Genomic DNA, 22541 nt, shown 5'->3' with positions numbered 1-22541 from the left:
CACTACTGTAATTGGATCCAATTTCCAATAGGCATCGAGGCATCCACCGCGTGGCCGAAAAAACTCGACTTCTGAAAACCGTTCTAGGTAGTGTGCAGGTACCACCGCACCAGGCCCGTAGCGTCATCGAAGAGCGCCTGCGTAGCGCGATCGTCGATGGTCGCCTGCCGCCTGGCACCGCCTTGCGCCAGCAGGAAATCGCCACGTTGTTCGGCGTAAGTCGCATGCCGGTGCGTGAAGCCCTACGCCAGTTGGAGGCGCAATCGCTGCTGCAGGTCGTCATGCACAAGGGAGCCGTGGTCGCCCCTCTGATCGGTGAGGATGCCGTCGACACCTATGCGCTGCGTGTCCTGCTCGAGTCCGAAGCGCTACGCCAGTCGATCCCACTGCTCGATGCCGATGATATCGCCCAGGCGCGCGGCTATATCCAGCAGTTGGAGAATGAGACCCGTCATGCCGAGATCGGGCGCCTCAACCGCCTGTTGCACATGACCCTCTACAGCAAGGCGCCCAATCAGAAGCTGCTGCGCATGATCGAGATCGAGCTCAACGAAGAGGAACGCTTTTTGCGCTTCCACCTCTCCTCGATGGGCCTGGGCAAGCTTACCCAAGACGATCATATCGCCTTGGTGGACGCCGCCAGCGACAAATCGGTAGATGAAGCCATCAGGGTGCTGGAAGAGCACCTGAACAATGCCTCTCGCACCATCCGCAAGTACCTGAACAGCCAGTCGGCCCACTGAGGTCGACTGCGCAGCTCCAGAACCTCCCTACCTCTCGTGACAATACGCTTGCCCGCTACCCCAATGCGCGCGCGCGAGCGCTGATACCCCTCAAAGCCTTTCTCCCCTCCCGTCGCACACCGATAGGTTTCTTGCCTCCCCAAGCCTCGCCGCCCCCTCATCCTTCCGGTCTTTTCGCAATCCTCGCCCACCGGCATGGCAGTGCCCAGCATTTCGGCCCACTCTACACCTCGCAACGATGCTGATCGCCATCGGGCAGGCTGGATCGTTGCCTTCCAATCGTTCATCAGGAGGGGCCAGCGACCGGGGCACAGTAGACAACAGCCCCCAAAATTTCCAATTCCGAACGTCTTATTTACCAAGTGCTTGGGTGACCTATTCACCTATAACTTCAGAATTTTCTGATACTTATTATCGGAAGGAGCACTTTTTTGCCAAATAAAACTTCGCCAAAAGTTTTATCGAACTCGCTCGCCCATAATAAATTGAAAGTTCAAAAAATATAAAAAAATAATTGCAGGCAACTTTGCAATTGTTCTAACTTTTATCCCGTCAGCCGGCCACCAGCGCGCCGGCGACCATCGCAATGCATGCCAATGCCTGCGGATATCAACGCCTATTCATCATCGAATTCTTCCTCGAGGCCTTCGCACGCCCTTAATAAATATGACGCATTAAAAGCCAACAAAACAACCTCATTGGAAAACATGACCGAAGGAATTCACCATGCACTCACTGCACGAGACGCTGTCGCTCAAAAAACAGCAACTTTCCAAACACCCCGTCTTTTCCGAAATTACGTCTTTGACGGTATTGCGACGCTTCATGGAAACCCATGTATTCGCAGTATGGGACTTCATGTCATTGACCAAACGCCTGCAACTTGAACTCACCTGCGTCAGCCTGCCCTGGTTGCCACCGGTGGACCCGGCAGCAGCCCGCCTGATCAACGAGATCGTCCTGGGCGAGGAATCCGATGACCGTGTCGATCGTGGCTACTACAGCCATTTCGAACTGTATCTGGATGCCATGCGGGAAGTAGGCGCGAACACTACAGCCATCGAGCAATTCGTTGCACTTCAGCAGCAAGGCATTCACTACCTGGACGCCCTGCAGCGCTGTGGTGCCCCGGACGCCGCCCAGCGTTTCGTTCGCCAGACCCTGAGCGTTGCACTCGACGCCCCTCGTCATCATGTGGCCGCTGCATTCCTGCATGGACGCGAAAGCGTCATCCCGACGATGTTCCAGCAGATCCTCGATCAATGGGATATCGGTAGCGAACAGGCCCCGACCTTCCGCTATTACCTGCAACGCCATATTGAAGTCGACTCGCAAGACCATGGCCCTGCGGCGGAACGGCTGCTGGCCCGGCTGGTCGAGGGCGACCCGCAGCGCCTGGCAGAGGTGTATCAGGCCGCCATTACTGCCGTGGATAACCGGATGGCTCTGTGGGACCGGGTGCGAACCCAGCTTCACGCCGCACTCGGCGAGGTGGCCCAATGAGCGCACCCAAGTACAGTTCGTTCGCCGATGTGTGGGAAGCACGGGCAACCATCCGCACCCGGCCGCGCCGACTGTTGGAGAACGACCAGCGACTGATCTATCCACTCTGCCGTCAACCGCTGGTACTCAGCGCCACCTTCCAGCGCGAATGCCCGCAACTACGCGATTTCGTGTTGGTACAGAGCCTCTACAAGTTCATCAACGACGTCGTGATCTTCGAGACCGAAATCGTCGATAGCACCGCACGGCGCATCGCCAAGGAACGCTTCGCCATACCGTTCCCCAATGCCTGCCGCTACGACGCCATGACCGTTGTCGTGGATGAGGACTACCACGCGCTGGTGGCCATGGACTTCCTCCAGCAGACCATCGCCATGACTGGCATCGAGCCGATCGCCCTGCCTCGACAGATCGAACTCAGCCGGGCCATCCCCGCAGCGCTGGCCGAAGTCCCTGAGCGGTTGCGTGACGCCATGGAGCTCATCTGTGTGGGAATAGCCGAAAACACCTTGACCGACGATGTCGCCGCCTTTTCCCGCGACGATACGGTCAAGCCTTCGATCAAGGGCCTGATGGCCGACCACCTGCTCGATGAAGGTCGCCATTCCAGCTTCTGGACACGCCTGACGCGGATCTACTGGCACACCGCTCCCCAACCCGACCGTGAAGCCATCGCGAATGTCTTGCCTGTGTTCCTTGGCCAATACCTGACCAACGATCTGCAACAAGCATTCGATTTCCAGTTGATCGAGGCCTTGCCGGTGGCACAGGACGTTCGCCAGGCCTTGCGCGAAGAAGTCCGCAGCCTGGCCTACCCGATCAATCACCAGCATCCGCTGCTGGGCAACATCCTGCGCTTCCTGCGCAGCAGCTCGATGCTCGAGTCGCCCTGCGTACAGGACGCGCTACGTAACTATCTGCCTTGAGGAAGCCGTCATGAGACGCCTCGACATACTCCTGGTGGGCAGCAGCCCCGCCATACGACAACTGACCAGCCTGCTCGAGGAGCACGCTCATCGAACGACGGTGGTGCAAACGCCGGACGATTGGCGTTCCGCCTCGGCCAAGGCCACGCACCTGGTAGTGGACGATGGCAGCCTTTCACTGCGCGAACTCGACCGGCGCGGGGTAGGAGCCACGCCGTTGCTCAAGCTTCGCGTGGGCGCGAGCTATGCGGGAGTCCTGCCTGCCGTCGAGCTCCTGTGCTGGTACGCCGATGGCGATACCCAACGGCTGATCGAGCGCGTAGCACTGCAAACCCCAGCCTCCGGCAACGGCCAGCAGCTACGGCAGGAGGCCTTGCTGGCCTTGGAGGACCTGCTGGCCTCGGTGGTGACGCGCTTCGCCCGTGACCCGCAATACTTGGAACACGCCCCGCAGCTCGGCTCGGCCTTGCAGGAGCGTGAACACGGGTTGGGTTGGCTGGAGTCATTGGCACACCGCCACCCCTTCAACCGCACCCTCCGGGCAGACCTGCTGGAGAAAGCGGAAACCTGCCTGATGGACCGGCTCGAGCTGAGCCTGCACCGCTTCGCCGCCCAACCGGCTCTCAATGAGAACGGTACGCGTACTTGCTATCGGCAACTGCACGCCCAGGCCGTCGGTATCCAGCGCGCACTGCTGCCCCTGCTGCCCAGCGCTGACGGACGACCGGTGGTAATTGCGGTCTGCATGGCCAAGTCACCTGCACTGTATGCCAGCCTGCTGGCAGTGCTCGGCTGCGCCGCGGTGTACCTGCCGCTGGATCCGGCCACTCCGTTCGAACGGCGCCAACGCATCCTGGACGATGCCGGCGCCTGCGCCCTTCTGCATGATGGGCAGGTTCATGGCGGCATGCCTGGGTTGGATGTGCGCACACTGGCAGAAGTGACGGAGCGACAACTGCCTTCGCTGCAGGTGCGCCAGCTCGCCCTGGATGCCCCTTGCGTTGCGATCTACACCTCAGGCACCACGGGACAGCCCAAGGGCGTGCTGCTCAGCCAGCGCAACCTCACCCATTTCACGAGTTGGTATGCCGATCACGTATCGCTCGATGCCAACAGCCGGGTCCTGCAGTTTTCCACCATCGGCTTCGATGCATCGCTGCTCGACATTCTGCCGACCTTCACCCATGGCGCCGAACTGGTGGTACCCAGCGAGGAACAGCGCCGTGATCCGGTACAACTGGTACGGCTTATCCACAGCCAGGAAGTCAGCCATGCCTTCCTGCCCCCCGCGCTGCTGAGCATCCTGCCCACTGACGAGCACCTTGGCCTGCACCATCTGATCACCGGTGGCGATGTGTGCGAGCCGCAGGTCATTGCCCGCCTCGCCGGGCAGTGCCGGATGCACAATATCTATGGCCCGACCGAAACCACAGTGCTGGCCACCACCCGCACGTTCACCCCCGGCGACAGCAACCGTAACCTTGGCACACCGATCGCCAACACCCAGGTACTGATCCTCGATGACGATCTGCGCCCGGTGTGTGAGCGTACCCCGGGCGAGCTGTACATCAGCGGGCCGGGTGTGGGGCTTGGCTACCTGAACAACCCTGCGCTGACTGCAGAACGCTTCGTCGAGCTGCGCTTGCCGGATGGACGCAACCTGCAGACCTACCGTACCGGCGATATCGCCCAATGGACAGCGCAAGGCATCGAGCTCTGCGGTCGACGAGACAACCAAGTGAAGATCCGCGGTTTCCGGGTCGAACCGGAAGAGATCGAGCACTGCCTGCGCGCCAGCAACCTGTTCGCCCAGGTCGCCGTGGTGATCGACGACCAGCGACGCGTCCTGGCCTTCGTCGCACAGCCAGCCCACACCGGGGCCGAAGCCGCGCTGCGTGCCCATGCCGAACAGCAGTTGCCCGACTACATGCGGCCAGCGTTCTACCAAGTCCTGCAGCACATGCCTTATACCGCCAACGGCAAGGTCGACCGCAAGGCCCTGCATGCACGGCCCTTGGCGCTGCCGGTGCACGAGCGATCGGTACCTGGTACAGCGACCGAGCAGCGTTTGTGCAACCTTTGGAGCGAGCTGCTGGAGTTGCCTGAAACGCAGATATCCACGCACGACAGCTTCTTCAACCTGGGTGGCCACTCGATTCTGCTGTCACGTCTGCTGCTGGAGGTGCGTCAGCAGTTCGGCCACGGTGTACCGATCAACCACTTCATCGAACGACCAACGCTGCAACGCCTGGCCGAACTGATCGACCGCCCCGAGGCTCCACAGGAACGACCGCTTGAGCGCCTGGAACAGGACGCCAATCGCGAACTGGGCCTGCAAGTACTGCCGATGGACTGTCTGGGCGATGTACACAAGGTCATTGTCACCGGCGCCAACAGCTTCCTCGGCGTACACTTGGTCGAAGCCCTGCTCGCCTGGGGCGCCACCGAAGTGGCCTGCCTGGTGCGCAGCAGCGATGGCCAGTCGGCTAGCGAACGCTTCGCCCAGGCCATCGAGGAGAACGGCCTCTCTCTGGATTCAAGCCGCCTGCGGGTGTTCGACGCCGATTTGCGCCAGCCGCGCCTGGGCCTGTGCGAAAGCGACTACGACTACCTGGACAGCCACTATGGCGCGCTGTTGCACAACGCCGCGCAGGTCAACCATGTGCTGGATTACCAGGCCCTGGCTGCAGACAACATCGAACCTCTGTTCGAATGCCTGCGCCTGTGCGAAGGGCGGCGCAAGAAGATCTTCAACTTCGTCTCGACCCTTTCTGCCTGCAGTGCGGTGGATGCTGATGGACGCGTGCTCGAACAAGCACCGGCGGCCACTGCGCCGATCTACATCCGCAACGGCTACAACCTGAGCAAATGGGTCGGTGAGCGCATTCTCCAGCGCGCCCGCGGCCAGGGCGTGTGGGTCAACCTGTTCCGCCCAGGGAACATCACCTTCGACAGCCGCAACGGCATCTGCCAACCCCAGCGCAACCGCCTGATGCTCATGCTCAAGGGCTCGCTGCAACTGGGCCTGGTGCCGGACCTGGCGATCGACTTCGACCTCATGCCAGTGGATTTCCTGGCCCGCTTCATCGGCTTCCATGCCAGCCGCCACCAGGCCAATGCGTGGGTGTTCAACCTGCACAACCCCGAGCCATTGCGCTGGCGTGACTACGTGGCGGCTTTCCAGGAGCAGGGGCACAGGTTCGACCTGGTCTCGGTAGAGCAGTGGCAACGTCAACTGCACCGGGTCGACCGCGACAACGCCCTGTTCGATGTCCTGGGCTTCTACCTCGAAGGGTTCGGCGAAGACATCGGCGATATCAGCGCCATCGAACACACCAATGCCCGTGCCGGCGTGCAGCGCATGGGGGCCTGCTATCCGGCCAAAAGCCCGGCGCTGCTGCGCCTGGGCTGCCGCCATCTGAGCGATATCGGTTTCATCTGATCACTTTTATCCACAACAGGAGCAATGCACATGCAAACCCTCAAACCCGATACCCTGATCCGTAACCCCGAAGGCTGCCAGGTTGTGGCCCATGTGGACATCGCAGCTCCCGCCACCAGCGTGTGGAGCATCGTGGGCAATTTCGCAGGGTTCCCGGTATTCATTCCCGCACTCTCGCACATCGAGATGACCGGTAGCGGCGTGCGCTCCATCCGCAAGAAACTGTTCAAGGACGGCAATGTGGTCATCGAGCAGTTGAACGCTCGGGACGAGCAGGCCATGTATATGACCTGGAGCCTGATCTACACCAGTTTGAATATCGGCAACCTGTGGGCGGCGATGCAGGTCAAAGCCCTCGACGATACCCACAGCCGGGCCACCTGGACCATCCAGGCCGAGCCATGGGAAGGTGGGGCCGAGGCGCTGCCGGGGTTCCAGGCGTTTCTTCAGGGCTTCGCCGACGAGGCCATGCACAATGTGAAGAACCTGCTGAGCTAAGCGTGCCTCCGCCGGCCGTTGGCCGGCGGAGCCCTTTTATGATGGATGGCGCGACGATAGCACCCGCGGGCTGTTGCAAAAAAACGCCATCCCGCCAACAATGAGACTAATTATCATTCATGCCCATCACCGCAGTGCGCCTCCATGCCTTCCAGAGACTCTGTGCACACGCTCTACAACCACCACCATGGTTGGCTGTATACCTGGCTGCGCAGCAAGCTCGGCAATGCTGCCGACGCGGCGGACCTAGCCCAGGACACCTTCGTTCGCCTGCTGCAACGCGAGCAGCTGGAGCTCAATGCGCCCCGTGCCTTCTTAAGGACCGTTGCACGGGGCCTGGTGATCGACCATTGGCGCCGCGAGGAGTTGGAGCGCGCCTACTTCGAAGCGCTCGCCCATGCGCCGCAGGCCGAGGTACCCTGTGCCGAAACCCGCGAACTCATGCTGGAATTGCTCGAACGCATCGCACGCATGCTCGAAGGTCTCAAGCCCAAGGTGCGTCGCGCCTTCCTCCTGGCTCAATGCGATGGGCTGAGCCACAAAGCCATTGCCGAACAGATGGGTATCTCCCTGCGCTCCGTCGAACGCTACGTAGCGGATGCGCTCTATCATTGCTATCTGCTGCGCTATGAAGACGAGCCCTGAAACGATGGGCATCAACAATCCCTCGCCCAAGGTGGTGAAGCAGGCGATCCACTGGATGCTGCGCCTGCGTGAAAGCGGCCAGAACCCCAGCCTGCTGATGCAGTGCGAGCAATGGCGCAAAGCGCATCATGATCACGAGCTGGCCTGGCAGCGGGTCACCAGCCTGCATCAGGAGCTCAACCTTCGCACCATCCCTGGCGCCAGCGTCGCCCTGCAAACCCTGGAGACCAGCCAACGCCGCCTGCACCGACGCCAGGCCCTGACCCTGTTGAGCGGTGTCGCCCTGGCAGGCTCGGCTGCCTGGCTGGCCAAGGACCTGCAACTGCTGAGCAACTGGACATCGGACTTCGCGACCAGTACCGGCGAACGCCGCACATTCACGCTACCAGACGGCTCGCAGTTGCAGCTCAACACCCGCAGCACCGCTGACCTGGCCTTCGATGAGCACAAGCGGCTTGTGCGCCTCAGGCAGGGCGAGCTGATGCTCACCTGCAACACCCAGCAGGCCCATGGACGCCCACTTCTGGTGGAAACCCGCGATGCGCTGCTCGAAGGCTTCGACGGCCGTTTCGTGGTGCGCCAGGACACTGATTGCACCCGTGTCAGCGTCAGTACAGGCAAGGTGGCCATGCATCACGCGGCGGGCGGTCCGTTGTCGTGGCTCACCAGCGGGCAGACTTGGCGTCTCGACCACCAGGGCGTCCGGCTGATCGAACACCCCACGATGGACGCCAGCGCCTGGGCCGAAGGGCTGATCGTCACCCGTAATATGCGCCTGGTCGACTTTCTCGCAGAAGTCGCCCGGTATCGTCATGGCTATCTCGGCTGCAGCGATGACGTTGCCGACCTACGCCTTTCCGGTGTGTTCCGCCTGGAAGACACCGACAAACTGCTTGGGCTGCTGCCACAGACGCTGCCAATTACACTTCGCCTGCGCACACGTTGGTGGGTCCGGGTAGAACGGCTGGCTTGATTTCTTATATTTCTCTAACACTTTCTGGCGGGTTTTTCCTTCAGGTCCGGCTAGGACTGTAAGCAACGCCTTCAGCCCTAATCGATTTTCACGGACCCTACCCATGCCAGACGCCCAGCCCTTGCTGAAACCCATAAATACGAATGAGTTTCGACCTGTCTTGGATTCAATATTGCTCGGAAAGGCGATACGCGCCGCCCTGCTCGGCACCACCCTCGGCATGGCCGGCATTGCGCCGCTGGCCATGGCTGCCGAGCCGGTAAGCGTCAGCCAGCCCTATGCGATTCCCGCAGGGAGCCTGGACACTGTACTCAACCAATTCGCGCGCCAAGCTGGCATCACTCTTTCCAGTACCCCACAACTGACTGGCGCGCTGCAATCCCCGGGGTTGCAAGGGCACTATTCCACGGACCAGGCTCTACGCCAGCTGCTCAATGGCACTGGCCTGGAAGCGGTCAGCCAGGATGGTCGCAGCTATGTGTTGCGCGCCCAGCCCGAGGATGCGGCGCTTGCCCTGCCAAGCACCGACGTGCGCGCCTTCACCCTCGGCAATGCCCTGGGCAGCATGGAAGGCTATAACGCCACACACAGTCAGGTGGCGACCAAAACCAGCATGCCGATACTGGAAACCACCCAGTCGGTGTCGGTGGTCACTCGCCAACAGATGGACGACCAGGGTTCACAGACCGTCGCCCAGGCCATGCGCTACACACCGGGTGTGCTGACCAATCCCTATGGCGCGACCCACCGCTACGACTATGTCGCCATGCGCGGCTTCAACGATGGCTCCGTGGACAACATTTATGTCGATGGCCTGAAGTCCATGGGCGACAACGGCACCTACAGCACCATGCAGGTAGACCCGTATTTCCTCGAACGTATCGATATCCTCAAGGGCCCCTCCTCCGTGCTGTACGGCCGCAGCTCACCCGGTGGCCTGGTCGCGTTGACCACCAAGAAACCGCTGTTCGATGCGTATCACCAAATCCAGGGCACCGTGGGCACCCAAGGGCAACGCGGCATGGGGTTCGACTTCAGCGGGCCCTTGGATGACGACAAACGCATCGCCTACCGCCTGACCGGCCTTGCCGATGCCTCCGACACACAGTTCGACCACAACAAGGAAGAGCGTTATGCCATCGCCCCTGCGGTGAGCATCGACTTCAGCGAAGACACCTCGCTGACCTTGCAGGCTTACCTGCAACACGACCCCAATGGTGGCTACCACGGCGGTAACCCGGCCGATGGCATGCTCCACCCGCGTAATGGGCTGCGTCTTTCCGACCATTTCTTCGAAGGTGAGCCCGGGATCGACAACTACGAGCGCACCCAGCAGTCATTCAGCTATCAATTCGAGCATCGCTTCAACGATGTCTTCACGGCGCGTCAGAACTTCCGCTACCAGGATTCGGATGTTTCGATGGACCAGGTCTATTCGGCCGGCTGGGCCGATGCCACCAGCAATATCCTCAACCGGGCCTATACCGGTGGTGACGAGCGCCTGCATTCATTCATCATCGACAACATGCTTCAGGCGGAATTCTTCACCGGGGCTGCCAAGCACACCGTGCTGCTCGGTGCCGACTACCAGCGGCGCAAAGCCGATGTCGCCTGGCGCTATGGCACGGTCGACCCGTTGGACGCCAGCAACCCGCAATATGGCAACGGCAACCTGCAGATTCTGGGTGAGAACAATTACCTGCGACGTCTGCAGCAAACCGGCGTGTACCTGCAGGACTTGGTCGAGCTGGATCAGTGGCGCTTTTCCCTTGGCCTGCGCCAGGACTGGGTGAAGGTGTCCGAGGAAAACCGCGATACCGACACCAAGGTCAACGACGACCGTTCCAAGTTCACGACCCGGGCCGGCGTGCTCTACCTGTTCGAGAATGGTATTGCGCCCTATGTGAGCTATTCCGAGTCGTTCAACCCCAACACCGTTTCCGACCAGGACGGCCGCCCGCTGGCGCCTACCGAAGGCACGCAATGGGAAGCCGGTATCAAGTACCAGCCACCGGGTACCGATAACCTGTTCACGGCCTCGGTGTTCCGCATCGAACAGGAAAACCTGGCCTCCAAGCAACCGGACGAAGAGTTCTATCGTGCCGTGGGTGAAGTGCGCTCCCAAGGCCTGGAGCTCGAGGCTCATGTGCAAGTCACCGATAACCTCAAGCTGATCGGTGGCTACACCTACACGAACGTCGAGTACACCAAGGCAATGCCCAGCCTGGTGACGCCAGGCCTGGACAACAAGGGCAATTCACCGACCCAGGCGCCTGAACAGATGTACTCGCTCTGGGCTGATTACAACTTCAACCAGGGCTCCCTGGATGGCCTGCGCCTGGGCGGTGGGGTCCGTTACGTGGGGTACAGCTGGGTCGACGCGGAAAACAGCATGAAGGTGCCCTCCTACACCCTGTTCGACGCATCCATCGGCTACGACCTGGGCAAGGTTGGCCTCAAGGGCATGGATGTGCGCCTGAATGCCAACAACCTGACCAACGAGTCCTATGTCGCCTCCTGCGCAAGCCTGAACTACTGCTACATGGGCGAAGAACGCAATGTCAGCGCCACGGTCAGCTATCAGTTCTGACCCACTTTCCGTGCATGAAGCCAGCGCCTGAACCAGGGGCTGGCTTTTTCGTTTCTGGCGTTTTATCGGAGTCCCGTTTCCATGCGTCAATGCTATGTCCTGCTGCATCGCTACCTGGGCTTGGTCACCGCAGTGTTTCTTGCGCTGGCCGGCCTGACTGGCAGTTTGCTGGCCTTCCATCATGAAATCGATGAATGGCTCAACCCAGGCTTCTATGAAGCGTCGGCCGTAGGCACGCTTCAACAGCCGGGCGTGCTTGTGGATAAGGTACAGAGCGAACATCCCCGTCTGCAGGTCTGGTACATGGAATATCCACAGGAGCCCGGGCACTCCGCGCTCTTGGCCATGGTACCGCGCAACGATCCGCAGTCTGGCCAGCCCTATGACGAAAAGAACACGGTCTTCTACCTCGATCCGGTCAGCGGCGAAACACTCGGTCAGCGCTATTGGGGCGAATGCTGCTTCTCTCGCGAGAACTTCATGCCGTTCATCCTGGAACTGCATTACAGCCTGACCTTGCCTGGCAATTGGGGCGTCCTGTTGATGGGTGTGGTGGCCATCCTCTGGGTGCTGGACTGCTTCATTGCCGTGTTGCTCACCCTGCCCCGTGGTCGACCGTTCTGGCGCAAGTGGGCCACGGCCTGGAAGATCAAGGGCGGTCATACCTATCGGTTGAACATGGATGTCCACAGGGCGAGTGGCTTGTGGTTGTGGCTGTTGCTATTACCCATCGCGATCAGCAGCGTGGCGATGAACTTGCCTGCACAAGTGTTCAAGCCAGCGGTATCGCTTTTCTCACCGATCGAACCGAGCGTCTACGAAGCCCGAGGCGCAATGCCGAAAGAGGCGCTGGGGGTGACCCAGCTGACTTACCAACAAGCGTATCAGCTAGCCCAGGAGGAAGGCGCGCGGTTAGGGCTGACCGCGCCGATAGGCGAGCTCTACTACAGCTTCGAATACAACTTCTATGGCGCAGGTTTTGGCCAGCACGATACCGATGCGCATGGTAAGTCCTGGTTGTTCTTCCACGGCACCGATGGGCGATTGTTAGGCCAGGAGATCGCCGGTCAGGGAACACTGGGAGAACAGTTCTACCGCTTGCAATTACCCATCCATGGGGGACGCATCATTGGGGTTACCGGGCAGGTGCTGATTGCGATTCTGGGGGTGGTGATAGCGGTGCTTTCGATCACCGGGGTGTATATCTGGTGGCGCAAGCTGCAGGCCAGGCGTAGCAGCAGGCTGCGCAGGATCAAGGTACGTTGAACCCGGCCCGCTGTAGGAGCGGCCTTGTGCCGCGAATCGGGCGCGTAGCGGCCGTTACCTTACCAACCTCGATCACCCTGGTGCACCGCGCTGCCTGGACCCACGTGCGCTGCGCGCCCGATTCGCGGCACAAGGCCGCTCCTACAGGGGAGGCGTGAGTCTTTTGGAGAGCGGAAAGACAAAACCCCTACCTGCTCACGCAGATAGGGGTTTTGCGAAATGAATCTTGACGATGACCTACTCTCACATGGGGAAGCCCCACACTACCATCGGCGATGCGTCGTTTCACTGCTGAGTTCGGGATGGGATCAGGTGGTTCCAACGCTCTATGGTCGTCAAGAAATTCTGTGTGCTAGCCCGTCCTCAGGACGTGCCGGCGAATCTCTGGTCTCTCTACTTAAAGACAAAACCCCTACCTGCTCACGCAGATAGGGGTTTTGCGAAATGAATCTTGACGATGACCTACTCTCACATGGGGAAGCCCCACACTACCATCGGCGATGCATCGTTTCACTGCTGAGTTCGGGATGGGATCAGGTGGTTCCAATGCTCTATGGTCGTCAAGAAATTCTGTTGCCAGAACGTCCAGATGGACATGCCAGCCAATTCGGATATGTGAATTTGTGATGCAAACTTTCGGTTCGTTCGTCTTCACCACCGCAATTCTCAACAGCAAATTGCTTGGGTGTTATATGGTCAAGCCTCACGGGCAATTAGTATCGGTTAGCTCAACGCCTCACAGCGCTTACACACCCGACCTATCAACGTCGTAGTCTTCGACGGCCCTTCAGGGGATTCAAGATCCCAGTGAGATCTCATCTTGAGGCAAGTTTCCCGCTTAGATGCTTTCAGCGGTTATCTCTTCCGAACATAGCTACCCGGCAATGCCACTGGCGTGACAACCGGAACACCAGAGGTTCGTCCACTCCGGTCCTCTCGTACTAGGAGCAGCCCCTCTCAAATCTCAAACGTCCACGGCAGATAGGGACCGAACTGTCTCACGACGTTCTAAACCCAGCTCGCGTACCACTTTAAATGGCGAACAGCCATACCCTTGGGACCGGCTTCAGCCCCAGGATGTGATGAGCCGACATCGAGGTGCCAAACACCGCCGTCGATATGAACTCTTGGGCGGTATCAGCCTGTTATCCCCGGAGTACCTTTTATCCGTTGAGCGATGGCCCTTCCATACAGAACCACCGGATCACTAAGACCTACTTTCGTACCTGCTCGACGTGTGGGTCTCGCAGTCAAGCGCGCTTTTGCCTTTATACTCTGCGACCGATTTCCGACCGGTCTGAGCGCACCTTCGTACTCCTCCGTTACTCTTTGGGAGGAGACCGCCCCAGTCAAACTACCCACCATACACTGTCCTCGATCCGGATCACGGACCTGAGTTAGAACCTCAAGGTTGCCAGGGTGGTATTTCAAGGATGGCTCCATGAGAACTGGCGTCCCCACTTCAAAGCCTCCCACCTATCCTACACAAGCAAGCTCAAAGTCCAGTGCAAAGCTATAGTAAAGGTTCACGGGGTCTTTCCGTCTAGCCGCGGATACACTGCATCTTCACAGCGATTTCAATTTCACTGAGTCTCGGGTGGAGACAGCGCCGCCATCGTTACGCCATTCGTGCAGGTCGGAACTTACCCGACAAGGAATTTCGCTACCTTAGGACCGTTATAGTTACGGCCGCCGTTTACCGGGGCTTCGATCAAGAGCTTCGCTTGCGCTAACCCCATCAATTAACCTTCCGGCACCGGGCAGGCGTCACACCCTATACGTCCACTTTCGTGTTTGCAGAGTGCTGTGTTTTTAATAAACAGTCGCAGCGGCCTGGTATCTTCGACCGGCATGGGCTTACGGAGCAAGTCCTTCACCCTCGCCGGCGCACCTTCTCCCGAAGTTACGGTGCCATTTTGCCTAGTTCCTTCACCCGAGTTCTCTCAAGCGCCTTGGTATTCTCTACCCGACCACCTGTGTCGGTTTGGGGTACGGTTCCCAGTTATCTGAAGCTTAGGAGCTTTTCTTGGAAGCATGGCATCAACCACTTCGTCGCCTGAAGGCAACTCGTCATCAGCTCTCGGCCTTGAAATCCCGGATTTGCCTAAGATTTCAGCCTACCACCTTAAACTTGGACAACCAACGCCAAGCTGGCCTAGCCTTCTCCGTCCCTCCATCGCAATAACTGGAAGTACAGGAATATTAACCTGTTTTCCATCGACTACGCTTTTCAGCCTCGCCTTAGGGACCGACTAACCCTGCGTCGATTAACGTTGCGCAGGAAACCTTGGTCTTTCGGCGTGCGAGTTTTTCACTCGCATTGTCGTTACTCATGTCAGCATTCGCACTTCTGATACCTCCAGCAAGCTTCTCAACTCACCTTCACAGGCTTACAGAACGCTCCTCTACCGCATCACCCTAAGGTGATACCCGTAGCTTCGGTGCATGGTTTGAGCCCCGTTACATCTTCCGCGCAGGCCGACTCGACTAGTGAGCTATTACGCTTTCTTTAAAGGATGGCTGCTTCTAAGCCAACCTCCTAGCTGTCTAAGCCTTCCCACATCGTTTCCCACTTAACCATGACTTTGGGACCTTAGCTGACGGTCTGGGTTGTTTCCCTTTTCACGACGGACGTTAGCACCCGCCGTGTGTCTCCCATGCTCGGCACTTCCAGGTATTCGGAGTTTGCATCGGTTTGGTAAGTCGGGATGACCCCCTAGCCGAAACAGTGCTCTACCCCCTGGAGTGATACATGAGGCGCTACCTAAATAGCTTTCGAGGAGAACCAGCTATCTCCGAGCTTGATTAGCCTTTCACTCCGATCCACAGGTCATCCGCTAACTTTTCAACGGTAGTCGGTTCGGTCCTCCAGTCAGTGTTACCTAACCTTCAACCTGCCCATGGATAGATCGCCCGGTTTCGGGTCTATACCCAGCGACTAAACGCCCTATTAAGACTCGCTTTCGCTACGCCTCCCCTATTCGGTTAAGCTCGCCACTGAATATAAGTCGCTGACCCATTATACAAAAGGTACGCAGTCACCTAACAAAGTAGGCTCCCACTGCTTGTACGCATACGGTTTCAGGTTCTATTTCACTCCCTCTCCGGGGTTCTTTTCGCCTTTCCTCACGGTACTGGTTCACTATCGGTCAGTCAGTAGTATTTAGCCTTGGAGGATGGTCCCCCCATGTTCAGACAAAGTTTCTCGTGCTCCGTCCTACTCGATTTCACTGGCAAGAGATTTTCGTGTACGGGGCTATCACCCACTATGGCCGCACTTTCCAGAGCGTTCCACTAATCTCAAGCCAGCTTAAGGGCTGGTCCCCGTTCGCTCGCCACTACTAAGGGAATCTCGGTTGATTTCTTTTCCTCAGGGTACTTAGATGTTTCAGTTCCCCTGGTTCGCCTCTTACACCTATGTATTCAGTGCAAGATACCTAGGTTATCCTAGGTGGGTTCCCCCATTCAGAGATCTCTGGATCACAGTCTGTTTGCCGACTCCCCAAAGCTTATCGCAGGCTACCACGTCTTTCATCGCCTCTGACTGCCAAGGCATCCACCGTATGCGCTTCTTCACTTGACCATATAACCCCAAGCAATCTGGTTATACTGTGAAGACGACATTCGCCGAAAATTCGCATTGATGCTCTTGCGAGCAACTCACAAATTTTACCTTAGCCTGATGGCCCACCAGTGAAAGTGGTCATCAGTCTATCTATCACATATCCGAATTTTTAAAGAACGATCTGACAAAAGTCAGAAATCAACATTCGCAGCGGAATGCTCATTTCTAAGTTCTGCAGGTAACTGTGCAGCAAAGCAAATGGTGGAGCCAAGCGGGATCGAACCGCTGACCTCCTGCGTGCAAGGCAGGCGCTCTCCCAGCTGAGCTATGGCCCCGTCGTCTCTGCACCCAGCGAATGGTAGGTCTGGGCAGATTTGAACTGCCGACCTCACCCTTATCAGGGGTGCGCTCTAACCAACTGAGCTACAGACCTATAACAGGGTCGCGTTACAGCATCGTCTTCTTCAAGGAATCAAGCAATTCGTGTGGGAGCTCATCAGCAGGCTGATGTCTTCGATTAAGGAGGTGATCCAGCCGCAGGTTCCCCTACGGCTACCTTGTTACGACTTCACCCCAGTCATGAATCACACCGTGGTAACCGTCCTCCCGAAGGTTAGACTAGCTACTTCTGGTGCAACCCACTCCCATGGTGTGACGGGCGGTGTGTACAAGGCCCGGGAACGTATTCACCGCGACATTCTGATTCGCGATTACTAGCGATTCCGACTTCACGCAGTCGAGTTGCAGACTGCGATCCGGACTACGATCGGTTTTGTGAGATTAGCTCCACCTCGCGGCTTGGCAACCCTCTGTACCGACCATTGTAGCACGTGTGTAGCCCAGGCCGTAAGGGCCATGATGACTTGACGTCATCCCCACCTTCCTCCGGTTTGTCACCGGCAGTCTCCTTAGAGTGCCCACCATGACGTGCTGGTAACTAAGGACAAGGGTTGCGCTCGTTACGGGACTTAACCCAACATCTCACGACACGAGCTGACGACAGCCATGCAGCACCTGTGTCAGAGTTCCCGAAGGCACCGATCCATCTCTGGAAAGTTCTCTGCATGTCAAGGCCTGGTAAGGTTCTTCGCGTTGCTTCGAATTAAACCACATGCTCCACCGCTTGTGCGGGCCCCCGTCAATTCATTTGAGTTTTAACCTTGCGGCCGTACTCCCCAGGCGGTCAACTTAATGCGTTAGCTGCGCCACTAAAATCTCAAGGATTCCAACGGCTAGTTGACATCGTTTACGGCGTGGACTACCAGGGTATCTAATCCTGTTTGCTCCCCACGCTTTCGCACCTCAGTGTCAGTATCAGTCCAGGTGGTCGCCTTCGCCACTGGTGTTCCTTCCTATATCTACGCATTTCACCGCTACACAGGAAATTCCACCACCCTCTACCATACTCTAGCTCGCCAGTTTTGGATGCAGTTCCCAGGTTGAGCCCGGGGCTTTCACATCCAACTTAACGAACCACCTACGCGCGCTTTACGCCCAGTAATTCCGATTAACGCTTGCACCCTCTGTATTACCGCGGCTGCTGGCACAGAGTTAGCCGGTGCTTATTCTGTCGGTAACGTCAAAACAGCAAGGTATTAACTTACTGCCCTTCCTCCCAACTTAAAGTGCTTTACAATCCGAAGACCTTCTTCACACACGCGGCATGGCTGGATCAGGCTTTCGCCCATTGTCCAATATTCCCCACTGCTGCCTCCCGTAGGAGTCTGGACCGTGTCTCAGTTCCAGTGTGACTGATCATCCTCTCAGACCAGTTACGGATCGTCGCCTTGGTGAGCCATTACCTCACCAACTAGCTAATCCGACCTAGGCTCATCTGATAGCGTGAGGTCCGAAGATCCCCACTTTCTCCCGTAGGACGTATGCGGTATTAGCGCCCCTTTCGGAACGTTGTCCCCCACTACCAGGCAGATTCCTAGGCATTACTCACCCGTCCGCCGCTGAATCAAGGAGCAAGCTCCCGTCATCCGCTCGACTTGCATGTGTTAGGCCTGCCGCCAGCGTTCAATCTGAGCCATGATCAAACTCTTCAGTTCAATACTGCTTGGGTTTTAAGAAACCCTAAACTTGGCTCAGCAATCTCAAATGACTATGTGATTTCTCGCATGGCCACTTGTGATGCTGATAATCTTGGCGACTATCAGACCGTACTCACAAGCACCCACACGAATTGCTTGATTCGATTGTTAAAGAGCGATTTGGTTAAGCGCTTTGCTCAACCGAGGCCGCGCATTCTACGCTTTCCTCAGAGTCTGTCAAGCGTTTATTTTGAAGTTTTTCGTTCAACTTCAACCGCTTAACGCGCCGCGATCTCTCGTAGCGGGAGGCGAATCATACAGCGTTAAAACCTGCTGTCAACTGCCTTTTTCACCGCTGCCGATCTGTGAGACCGAAGCCTTCCGATACTACCTGAAGCGTTCAACCCATTGAATCTCAAGGAGTTTTGCGTTTCGACTGCGTCGGAAGTGGGGCGCATTATAGGCCTCTGAAACGGCACGTCAACCGTTATTTTCAAAAAACTTTAATATCGCCGAAAAACAAAACGGGAAAGCCTTTCGGCCTTCCCGCTGCTTATATGGCTACCCGCCGTTCACAGCACCCCAGCACCCCGCAAGCGCTGTACCGCCTCGACATCCATCCCCAACACCTCCTCCAGTACCGCATTGGTATGCTCACCCAGCAAAGGAGGGGCCTGGCGATATTCCACCGGTGTTTCGGACAACCGAATAGGGCTCGCCACCTGCGGCACACTGCCCGCCAGCGGGTGGGCGATATTCAGCGCCAAGCCTCGGGCCAGCACCTGCGGGTCCTGGAACATCTGCGCCAGGTCGTTGATCGGCCCGCAGGGCACGCCGGCCTTTTCCAGTTCGCTGACCCATTCGGCCGTGGTCTTGAACACCGTGGCCTGGCGAATCAATGGAATCAGTTCGGCACGGTTGGCAACCCGCTGCTTGTTGGTGGCAAAGCGCGGATCGTCCGCCCACTGCGGCTGCCCGGCCACTTCGGCGAACTTGCGGAACTGCCCATCGTTGCCCACGGTGAGGATGAAATTACCATCCGCCGTCGGGAAGTCCTGGTAAGGCACGATGTTCGGATGAGCGTTCCCCAGGCGCCGTGGCGGCGTGCCCGTGGTGAGGTAGTTCATCGCCTGGTTCGCCAGGCAGGCGACTTGCACATCCAGCAGCGCCATATCGACATGCTGACCGACGCCAGTCTGGTCACGATAGGCCAGAGCCGCCAGGATCGCGACCGTCGAGTAGAGCCCGGTCAGGATGTCGGTCAAGGCAACGCCAACCTTTATAGGGCCAGCCCCCTCTTCACCTTCAGGACGCCCGGTCAGGCTCATCAGCCCACCCAGCCCCTGGATCATGAAGTCATAGCCCGCACGCTTGGCGTAAGGCCCGGTTTGCCCGAATCCAGTGATCGAGCAATAGATAAGCTTCGGGTTGACCGCTTTCAGGCTCTCGTAGTCCAGCCCATAGGCGGCCAACCCACCCACCTTGAAGTTCTCTATGACAATATCCGACTTCGCCGCCAACTCGCGCACCAGGCGCTGGCCGTCCGGCTGGGTGAAGTCGATGGTCACCGAGCGCTTGTTGCGGTTGGCCGACAGGTAGTAAGCCGCCTCACTGGTGTTCTCGCCCTGGGCATCCTTGAGGAAGGGTGGCCCCCAGGAGCGGGTGTCGTCACCCGTGCCAGGGCGCTCGACCTTGATCACGTCAGCCCCAAGGTCGGCAAGGATCTGGCCGGACCAAGGCCCCGCCAGCACGCGCGAAAGGTCCAGCACCCGCAGATGTGATAGTGCCCCCATGGCAGGCTCCTCCGATCAGTAGAACGCCTGGATGCCGGTCTGGGCGCGGCCAAGGATCAGCGCATGGACGTCATGGGTGCCTTCGTAGGTATTCACCACCTCGAGGTTGACCAGGTGACGGGCCACACCGAACTCGTCGGAGATGCCATTGCCGCCGAGCATGTCGCGAGCCATACGCGCGATATCCAGGGCCTTGCCGCAGGAGTTGCGCTTCATGATCGAGGTGATTTCCACTGCTGCGGTGCCTTCGTCCTTCATCCGGCCCAGGCGCAGGCAGCCTTGCAGGGCCAGGGTGATCTCGGTCTGCATATCGGCCAGCTTCTTCTGGATCAGCTGGTTGGCAGCCAGCGGGCGGCCGAACTGCTTGCGGTCCAGGGTGTACTGGCGAGCGGTATGCCAGCACGCCTCGGCCGCACCCAGCGCGCCCCAGGAGATGCCATAGCGGGCCGAGTTCAGGCAGGTGAACGGGCCTTTGAGGCCTCGCACTTCGGGGAAGATGTTCTCTTGCGGCACGAACACGTTGTCCATGACGATTTCACCGGTGATCGACGCACGCAGGCCAACTTTGCCATGGATGGCCGGAGCGCTCAGGCCTTCCCAGCCCTTCTCGAGGATGAAGCCGCGGATATCGCCGGCATCATCCTTGGCCCAGACCACGAACACGTCGGCGATCGGGCTGTTGGTGATCCACATCTTGCTGCCGGTCAGGCGGTAGCCGCCGTCGACCGAGCGTGCACGGGTGATCATCGAGCCTGGGTCGGAACCATGGTTGGGCTCGGTCAGGCCGAAGCAGCCGATCCACTCGCCGGTGGCCAGCTTGGGCAGGTACTTCTGTTTCTGCGCTTCGCTGCCGAACTCATTGATCGGCACCATCACCAACGACGACTGCACGCTCATCATCGAGCGGTAGCCAGAGTCGATGCGCTCCACCTCACGGGCGATCAGGCCGTAGCACACATAATTCAAACCGCTGCCACCGTACTCGACCGGAATCGTCGCACCCAGCAGGCCGACTTCGCCCATTTCGCGGAAAATCGCAGGGTCGGTCTGCTCGTGGCGGAAGGCCTCCAGCACGCGGGGGGCCAGCTTGTCCTGGGCGAACTGATAGGCGCTGTCCCGAACCATGCGCTCTTCTTCAGTGAGCTGCTGGTCGAGCAGCAGCGGGTCGATCCAGTTGAAGCTTGCTTTACCGGCCATGAGCGAATTCCTCGAAATGTGGGAACGAAAATGTCTTGTGCCTTGATCCTAGGCCTGATCAGCCGCGGGGACAAACGAGGATTGCGCACGGTTTAGTGATATTTTGTCACTCCGAAATGGCAAAAAACGCCATATTCAACACCCAAGAAGTGAGGTTAACGTACATGCGCCGCAAGATCCCCAGCACCACGGCCCTGGTCTGCTTCGAAGCGGCCGCCCGCCACGAGAGCTTCACCAAGGCGGCGCAGGAACTGGCCTTGACGCAAGGGGCCGTTTGTCGCCAGATCGGCGGCCTGGAAGCCTTTCTCAATGTCGAGCTGTTCAGGCGTTCTCGCCGCGGCGTAAAGCTGACCGAGGCCGGCCTTTCCTACAGCCGCCAAGTGGCTGCGCAACTGGACGCTGTGGAACGAGACACTTTGTCGGTGATGCGTCAGCAGGGCGCCAACGTGATCGAACTGGCCGTGGTGCCGACATTCGGCACGCAATGGCTGCTGCCGCGGTTGAAGGATTTCCAACAGCGTCATCCGGAAGTCACGGTCAACCTCACCAACCGCACGCGTCCGTTCCTGTTCGCCGATACAGCCTTCGATGCCGCCATCTATTTCGGGGACGCGGACTGGTCCGGCACCCAGTCCCACCGGCTGATGGGCGAAAACCCGGTGCCCGTATGCAACCCGACGCTGTTGGGAGGGCAGGCCAGCCTGGAGGCACAGCGCATCGCCGAGTTGCCACTGCTGCAGCAAACCACCAGGCCCTACGCCTGGCGCCAATGGTTCGGCACACTGGGCATGACCGTGGAACGCGACATGACAGGCCCACGCTATGAGCTATTCTCCATGCTGGCCCAGGCAGCCATGCACGAGATGGGCATTGCACTGATTCCGCCGTTCCTCATCCAGCGCGAGCTGGAGGAGGGCAGGCTGGTCATCGCCAACCGCCAGGCCCTGACCAGCGCCAAGGCCTACTACCTGATGATTCCGGAGCGCAAGGTGGAATCCGCCTCGCTTCGGGCCTTCCGCGACTGGCTGGTAGAACAGGCCGCACGCTATACCGCGACCCACCGTGACGACCTTCATTCCTGACTCTGTAGTCAATTATTTTAAACACCTACAGATATAAGGAATTGTCGCGAATAAACAAACTGTTCCTGCTTATCCGAAAAATGCACTCAAGCCTCCCAACCACGCGGCTTTCAGGGTTTATTTGCGACATCCACGAACGTATCCGCGCAACGCCTACAAAAAATTGCAAATTTTGCCGTAATCTCTGAATTGCCCGCATTTGACGGGCTGCTTTCGAATCGTTGCGACATACGGTCACAGGGTGACTTGTAGTTTTGGCTTCGTATCGCTCCAGAACCGGTT

General features: G+C 58.6%; 12 protein-coding genes, 2 tRNA genes and 4 rRNA genes. 10 read left to right on the top strand and 8 right to left on the bottom strand.

The annotated features are described in order from the left end of the window. Positions 1–50 precede the first annotated feature (50 nt). From K8374_RS00665 to K8374_RS00625, 9 genes are all read left to right on the top strand, one after another. Positions 51–743: a GntR family transcriptional regulator gene (locus K8374_RS00665; protein ID WP_224457570.1), complete on the top strand. Its 693-nt coding sequence runs from the start codon at positions 51–53 to the stop codon at positions 741–743. A 726-nt stretch (positions 744–1469) separates the two neighbouring features. Further along, positions 1470–2246 (top strand): DUF3050 domain-containing protein, encoded by a 777-nt coding sequence (locus K8374_RS00660; protein ID WP_224457569.1) that lies wholly within the window; start codon positions 1470–1472, stop codon positions 2244–2246. Next, entirely contained in the window at positions 2243–3172 is a 930-nt protein-coding gene (locus K8374_RS00655) for a diiron oxygenase (RefSeq protein ID WP_224457568.1), read from the top strand. The genes K8374_RS00660 and K8374_RS00655 overlap by 4 nt, the downstream gene beginning before the upstream one ends. A 10-nt stretch (positions 3173–3182) precedes the next feature. Continuing rightward, on the top strand, positions 3183–6614 hold the full coding sequence (locus K8374_RS00650) for an amino acid adenylation domain-containing protein (protein WP_224457567.1): 3432 nt from the start codon (positions 3183–3185) through the stop codon (positions 6612–6614). A gap of 30 nt (positions 6615–6644) precedes the next feature. After that, positions 6645–7112: an SRPBCC family protein gene (locus K8374_RS00645; RefSeq protein WP_224457566.1), complete on the top strand. Its 468-nt coding sequence runs from the start codon at positions 6645–6647 to the stop codon at positions 7110–7112. A 144-nt stretch (positions 7113–7256) separates the two neighbouring features. Next, positions 7257–7757, top strand: coding sequence for a sigma-70 family RNA polymerase sigma factor (locus K8374_RS00640; RefSeq protein ID WP_224457565.1), 501 nt, complete (start codon positions 7257–7259; stop codon positions 7755–7757). A 4-nt stretch (positions 7758–7761) separates the two neighbouring features. Next, the gene (locus K8374_RS00635; RefSeq protein ID WP_224457564.1) at positions 7762–8730 is read left to right on the top strand and encodes a FecR family protein; all 969 of its coding nucleotides are present in this window, start codon (positions 7762–7764) and stop codon (positions 8728–8730) included. A 220-nt stretch (positions 8731–8950) separates the two neighbouring features. Continuing rightward, a complete protein-coding gene (locus K8374_RS00630; protein ID WP_224459237.1) occupies positions 8951–11320 on the top strand; it encodes a TonB-dependent siderophore receptor in 2370 nt (789 codons plus the stop codon). 81 nt (positions 11321–11401) lie between these two features. After that, positions 11402–12586 (top strand): PepSY-associated TM helix domain-containing protein, encoded by a 1185-nt coding sequence (locus tag K8374_RS00625; protein ID WP_224457563.1) that lies wholly within the window; start codon positions 11402–11404, stop codon positions 12584–12586. A 224-nt stretch (positions 12587–12810) separates the two neighbouring features. Here K8374_RS00625 and rrf (K8374_RS00620) read toward each other — a convergent pair. The 8 genes from rrf (K8374_RS00620) to K8374_RS00585 all read right to left on the bottom strand — a co-directional run bounded on the left by rrf (K8374_RS00620) (position 12811) and on the right by K8374_RS00585 (position 21177). Next, positions 12811–12926: ribosomal RNA gene (rrf, locus tag K8374_RS00620) — 5S ribosomal RNA — on the bottom strand. Between the two features lie 109 nt (positions 12927–13035). Next, a 5S ribosomal RNA gene (rrf, locus tag K8374_RS00615) occupies positions 13036–13151 on the bottom strand. 127 nt (positions 13152–13278) lie between these two features. Continuing rightward, positions 13279–16169 (bottom strand): 23S ribosomal RNA (locus K8374_RS00610). Between the two features lie 241 nt (positions 16170–16410). Then, a tRNA-Ala gene (locus K8374_RS00605) sits at positions 16411–16486 on the bottom strand. A 21-nt stretch (positions 16487–16507) separates the two neighbouring features. Continuing rightward, a tRNA-Ile gene (locus K8374_RS00600) sits at positions 16508–16584 on the bottom strand. Positions 16585–16669: 85 nt separating this feature from the next. Then, a 16S ribosomal RNA gene (locus K8374_RS00595) occupies positions 16670–18205 on the bottom strand. The 16S, 23S and 5S rRNA genes sit together here with 2 tRNA genes alongside, the layout of an rRNA operon. 554 nt (positions 18206–18759) lie before the next feature. Then, positions 18760–19980: a CaiB/BaiF CoA transferase family protein gene (locus K8374_RS00590; protein WP_224457562.1), complete on the bottom strand. Its 1221-nt coding sequence runs from the start codon at positions 19978–19980 to the stop codon at positions 18760–18762. 15 nt (positions 19981–19995) lie between these two features. Further along, positions 19996–21177, bottom strand: a complete 1182-nt coding sequence (locus K8374_RS00585; protein WP_224457561.1) for an acyl-CoA dehydrogenase — start codon at positions 21175–21177, stop codon at positions 19996–19998. 164 nt (positions 21178–21341) lie between these two features. Here K8374_RS00585 and K8374_RS00580 point away from each other — a divergent pair, with 164 nt between their 5' ends. Then, positions 21342–22259: a LysR family transcriptional regulator gene (locus K8374_RS00580; RefSeq protein WP_224457560.1), complete on the top strand. Its 918-nt coding sequence runs from the start codon at positions 21342–21344 to the stop codon at positions 22257–22259. Positions 22260–22541: the final 282 nt, after the last annotated feature.

This window comes from Pseudomonas sp. p1(2021b) (assembly GCF_020151015.1).
In the GTDB taxonomy this organism is placed as follows: domain Bacteria; phylum Pseudomonadota; class Gammaproteobacteria; order Pseudomonadales; family Pseudomonadaceae; genus Aquipseudomonas; species Aquipseudomonas putida_K.
This window is presented reverse-complemented; position numbering and strand designations above follow the sequence as displayed.

Bases quoted from the DNA above. Each gene is read 5' to 3' on its own strand.
- K8374_RS00640 (WP_224457565.1), top strand. From the start codon at position 7,257: ATGCCTTCCAGAGACTCTGTGCACACGCTCTACAACCACCACCATGGT.
- K8374_RS00580 (WP_224457560.1), top strand. From the start codon at position 21,342: ATGCGCCGCAAGATCCCCAGCACCACGGCCCTGGTCTGCTTCGAAGCG.
- K8374_RS00655 (WP_224457568.1), top strand. From the start codon at position 2,243: ATGAGCGCACCCAAGTACAGTTCGTTCGCCGATGTGTGGGAAGCACGG.
- K8374_RS00650 (WP_224457567.1), top strand. From the start codon at position 3,183: ATGAGACGCCTCGACATACTCCTGGTGGGCAGCAGCCCCGCCATACGA.
- K8374_RS00660 (WP_224457569.1), top strand. From the start codon at position 1,470: ATGCACTCACTGCACGAGACGCTGTCGCTCAAAAAACAGCAACTTTCC.
- K8374_RS00635 (WP_224457564.1), top strand. From the start codon at position 7,762: ATGGGCATCAACAATCCCTCGCCCAAGGTGGTGAAGCAGGCGATCCAC.
- K8374_RS00645 (WP_224457566.1), top strand. From the start codon at position 6,645: ATGCAAACCCTCAAACCCGATACCCTGATCCGTAACCCCGAAGGCTGC.
- K8374_RS00590 (WP_224457562.1), bottom strand. From the start codon at position 19,980: ATGGGGGCACTATCACATCTGCGGGTGCTGGACCTTTCGCGCGTGCTG.
- K8374_RS00630 (WP_224459237.1), top strand. From the start codon at position 8,951: ATGGCCGGCATTGCGCCGCTGGCCATGGCTGCCGAGCCGGTAAGCGTC.
- K8374_RS00625 (WP_224457563.1), top strand. From the start codon at position 11,402: ATGCGTCAATGCTATGTCCTGCTGCATCGCTACCTGGGCTTGGTCACC.
- K8374_RS00585 (WP_224457561.1), bottom strand. From the start codon at position 21,177: ATGGCCGGTAAAGCAAGCTTCAACTGGATCGACCCGCTGCTGCTCGAC.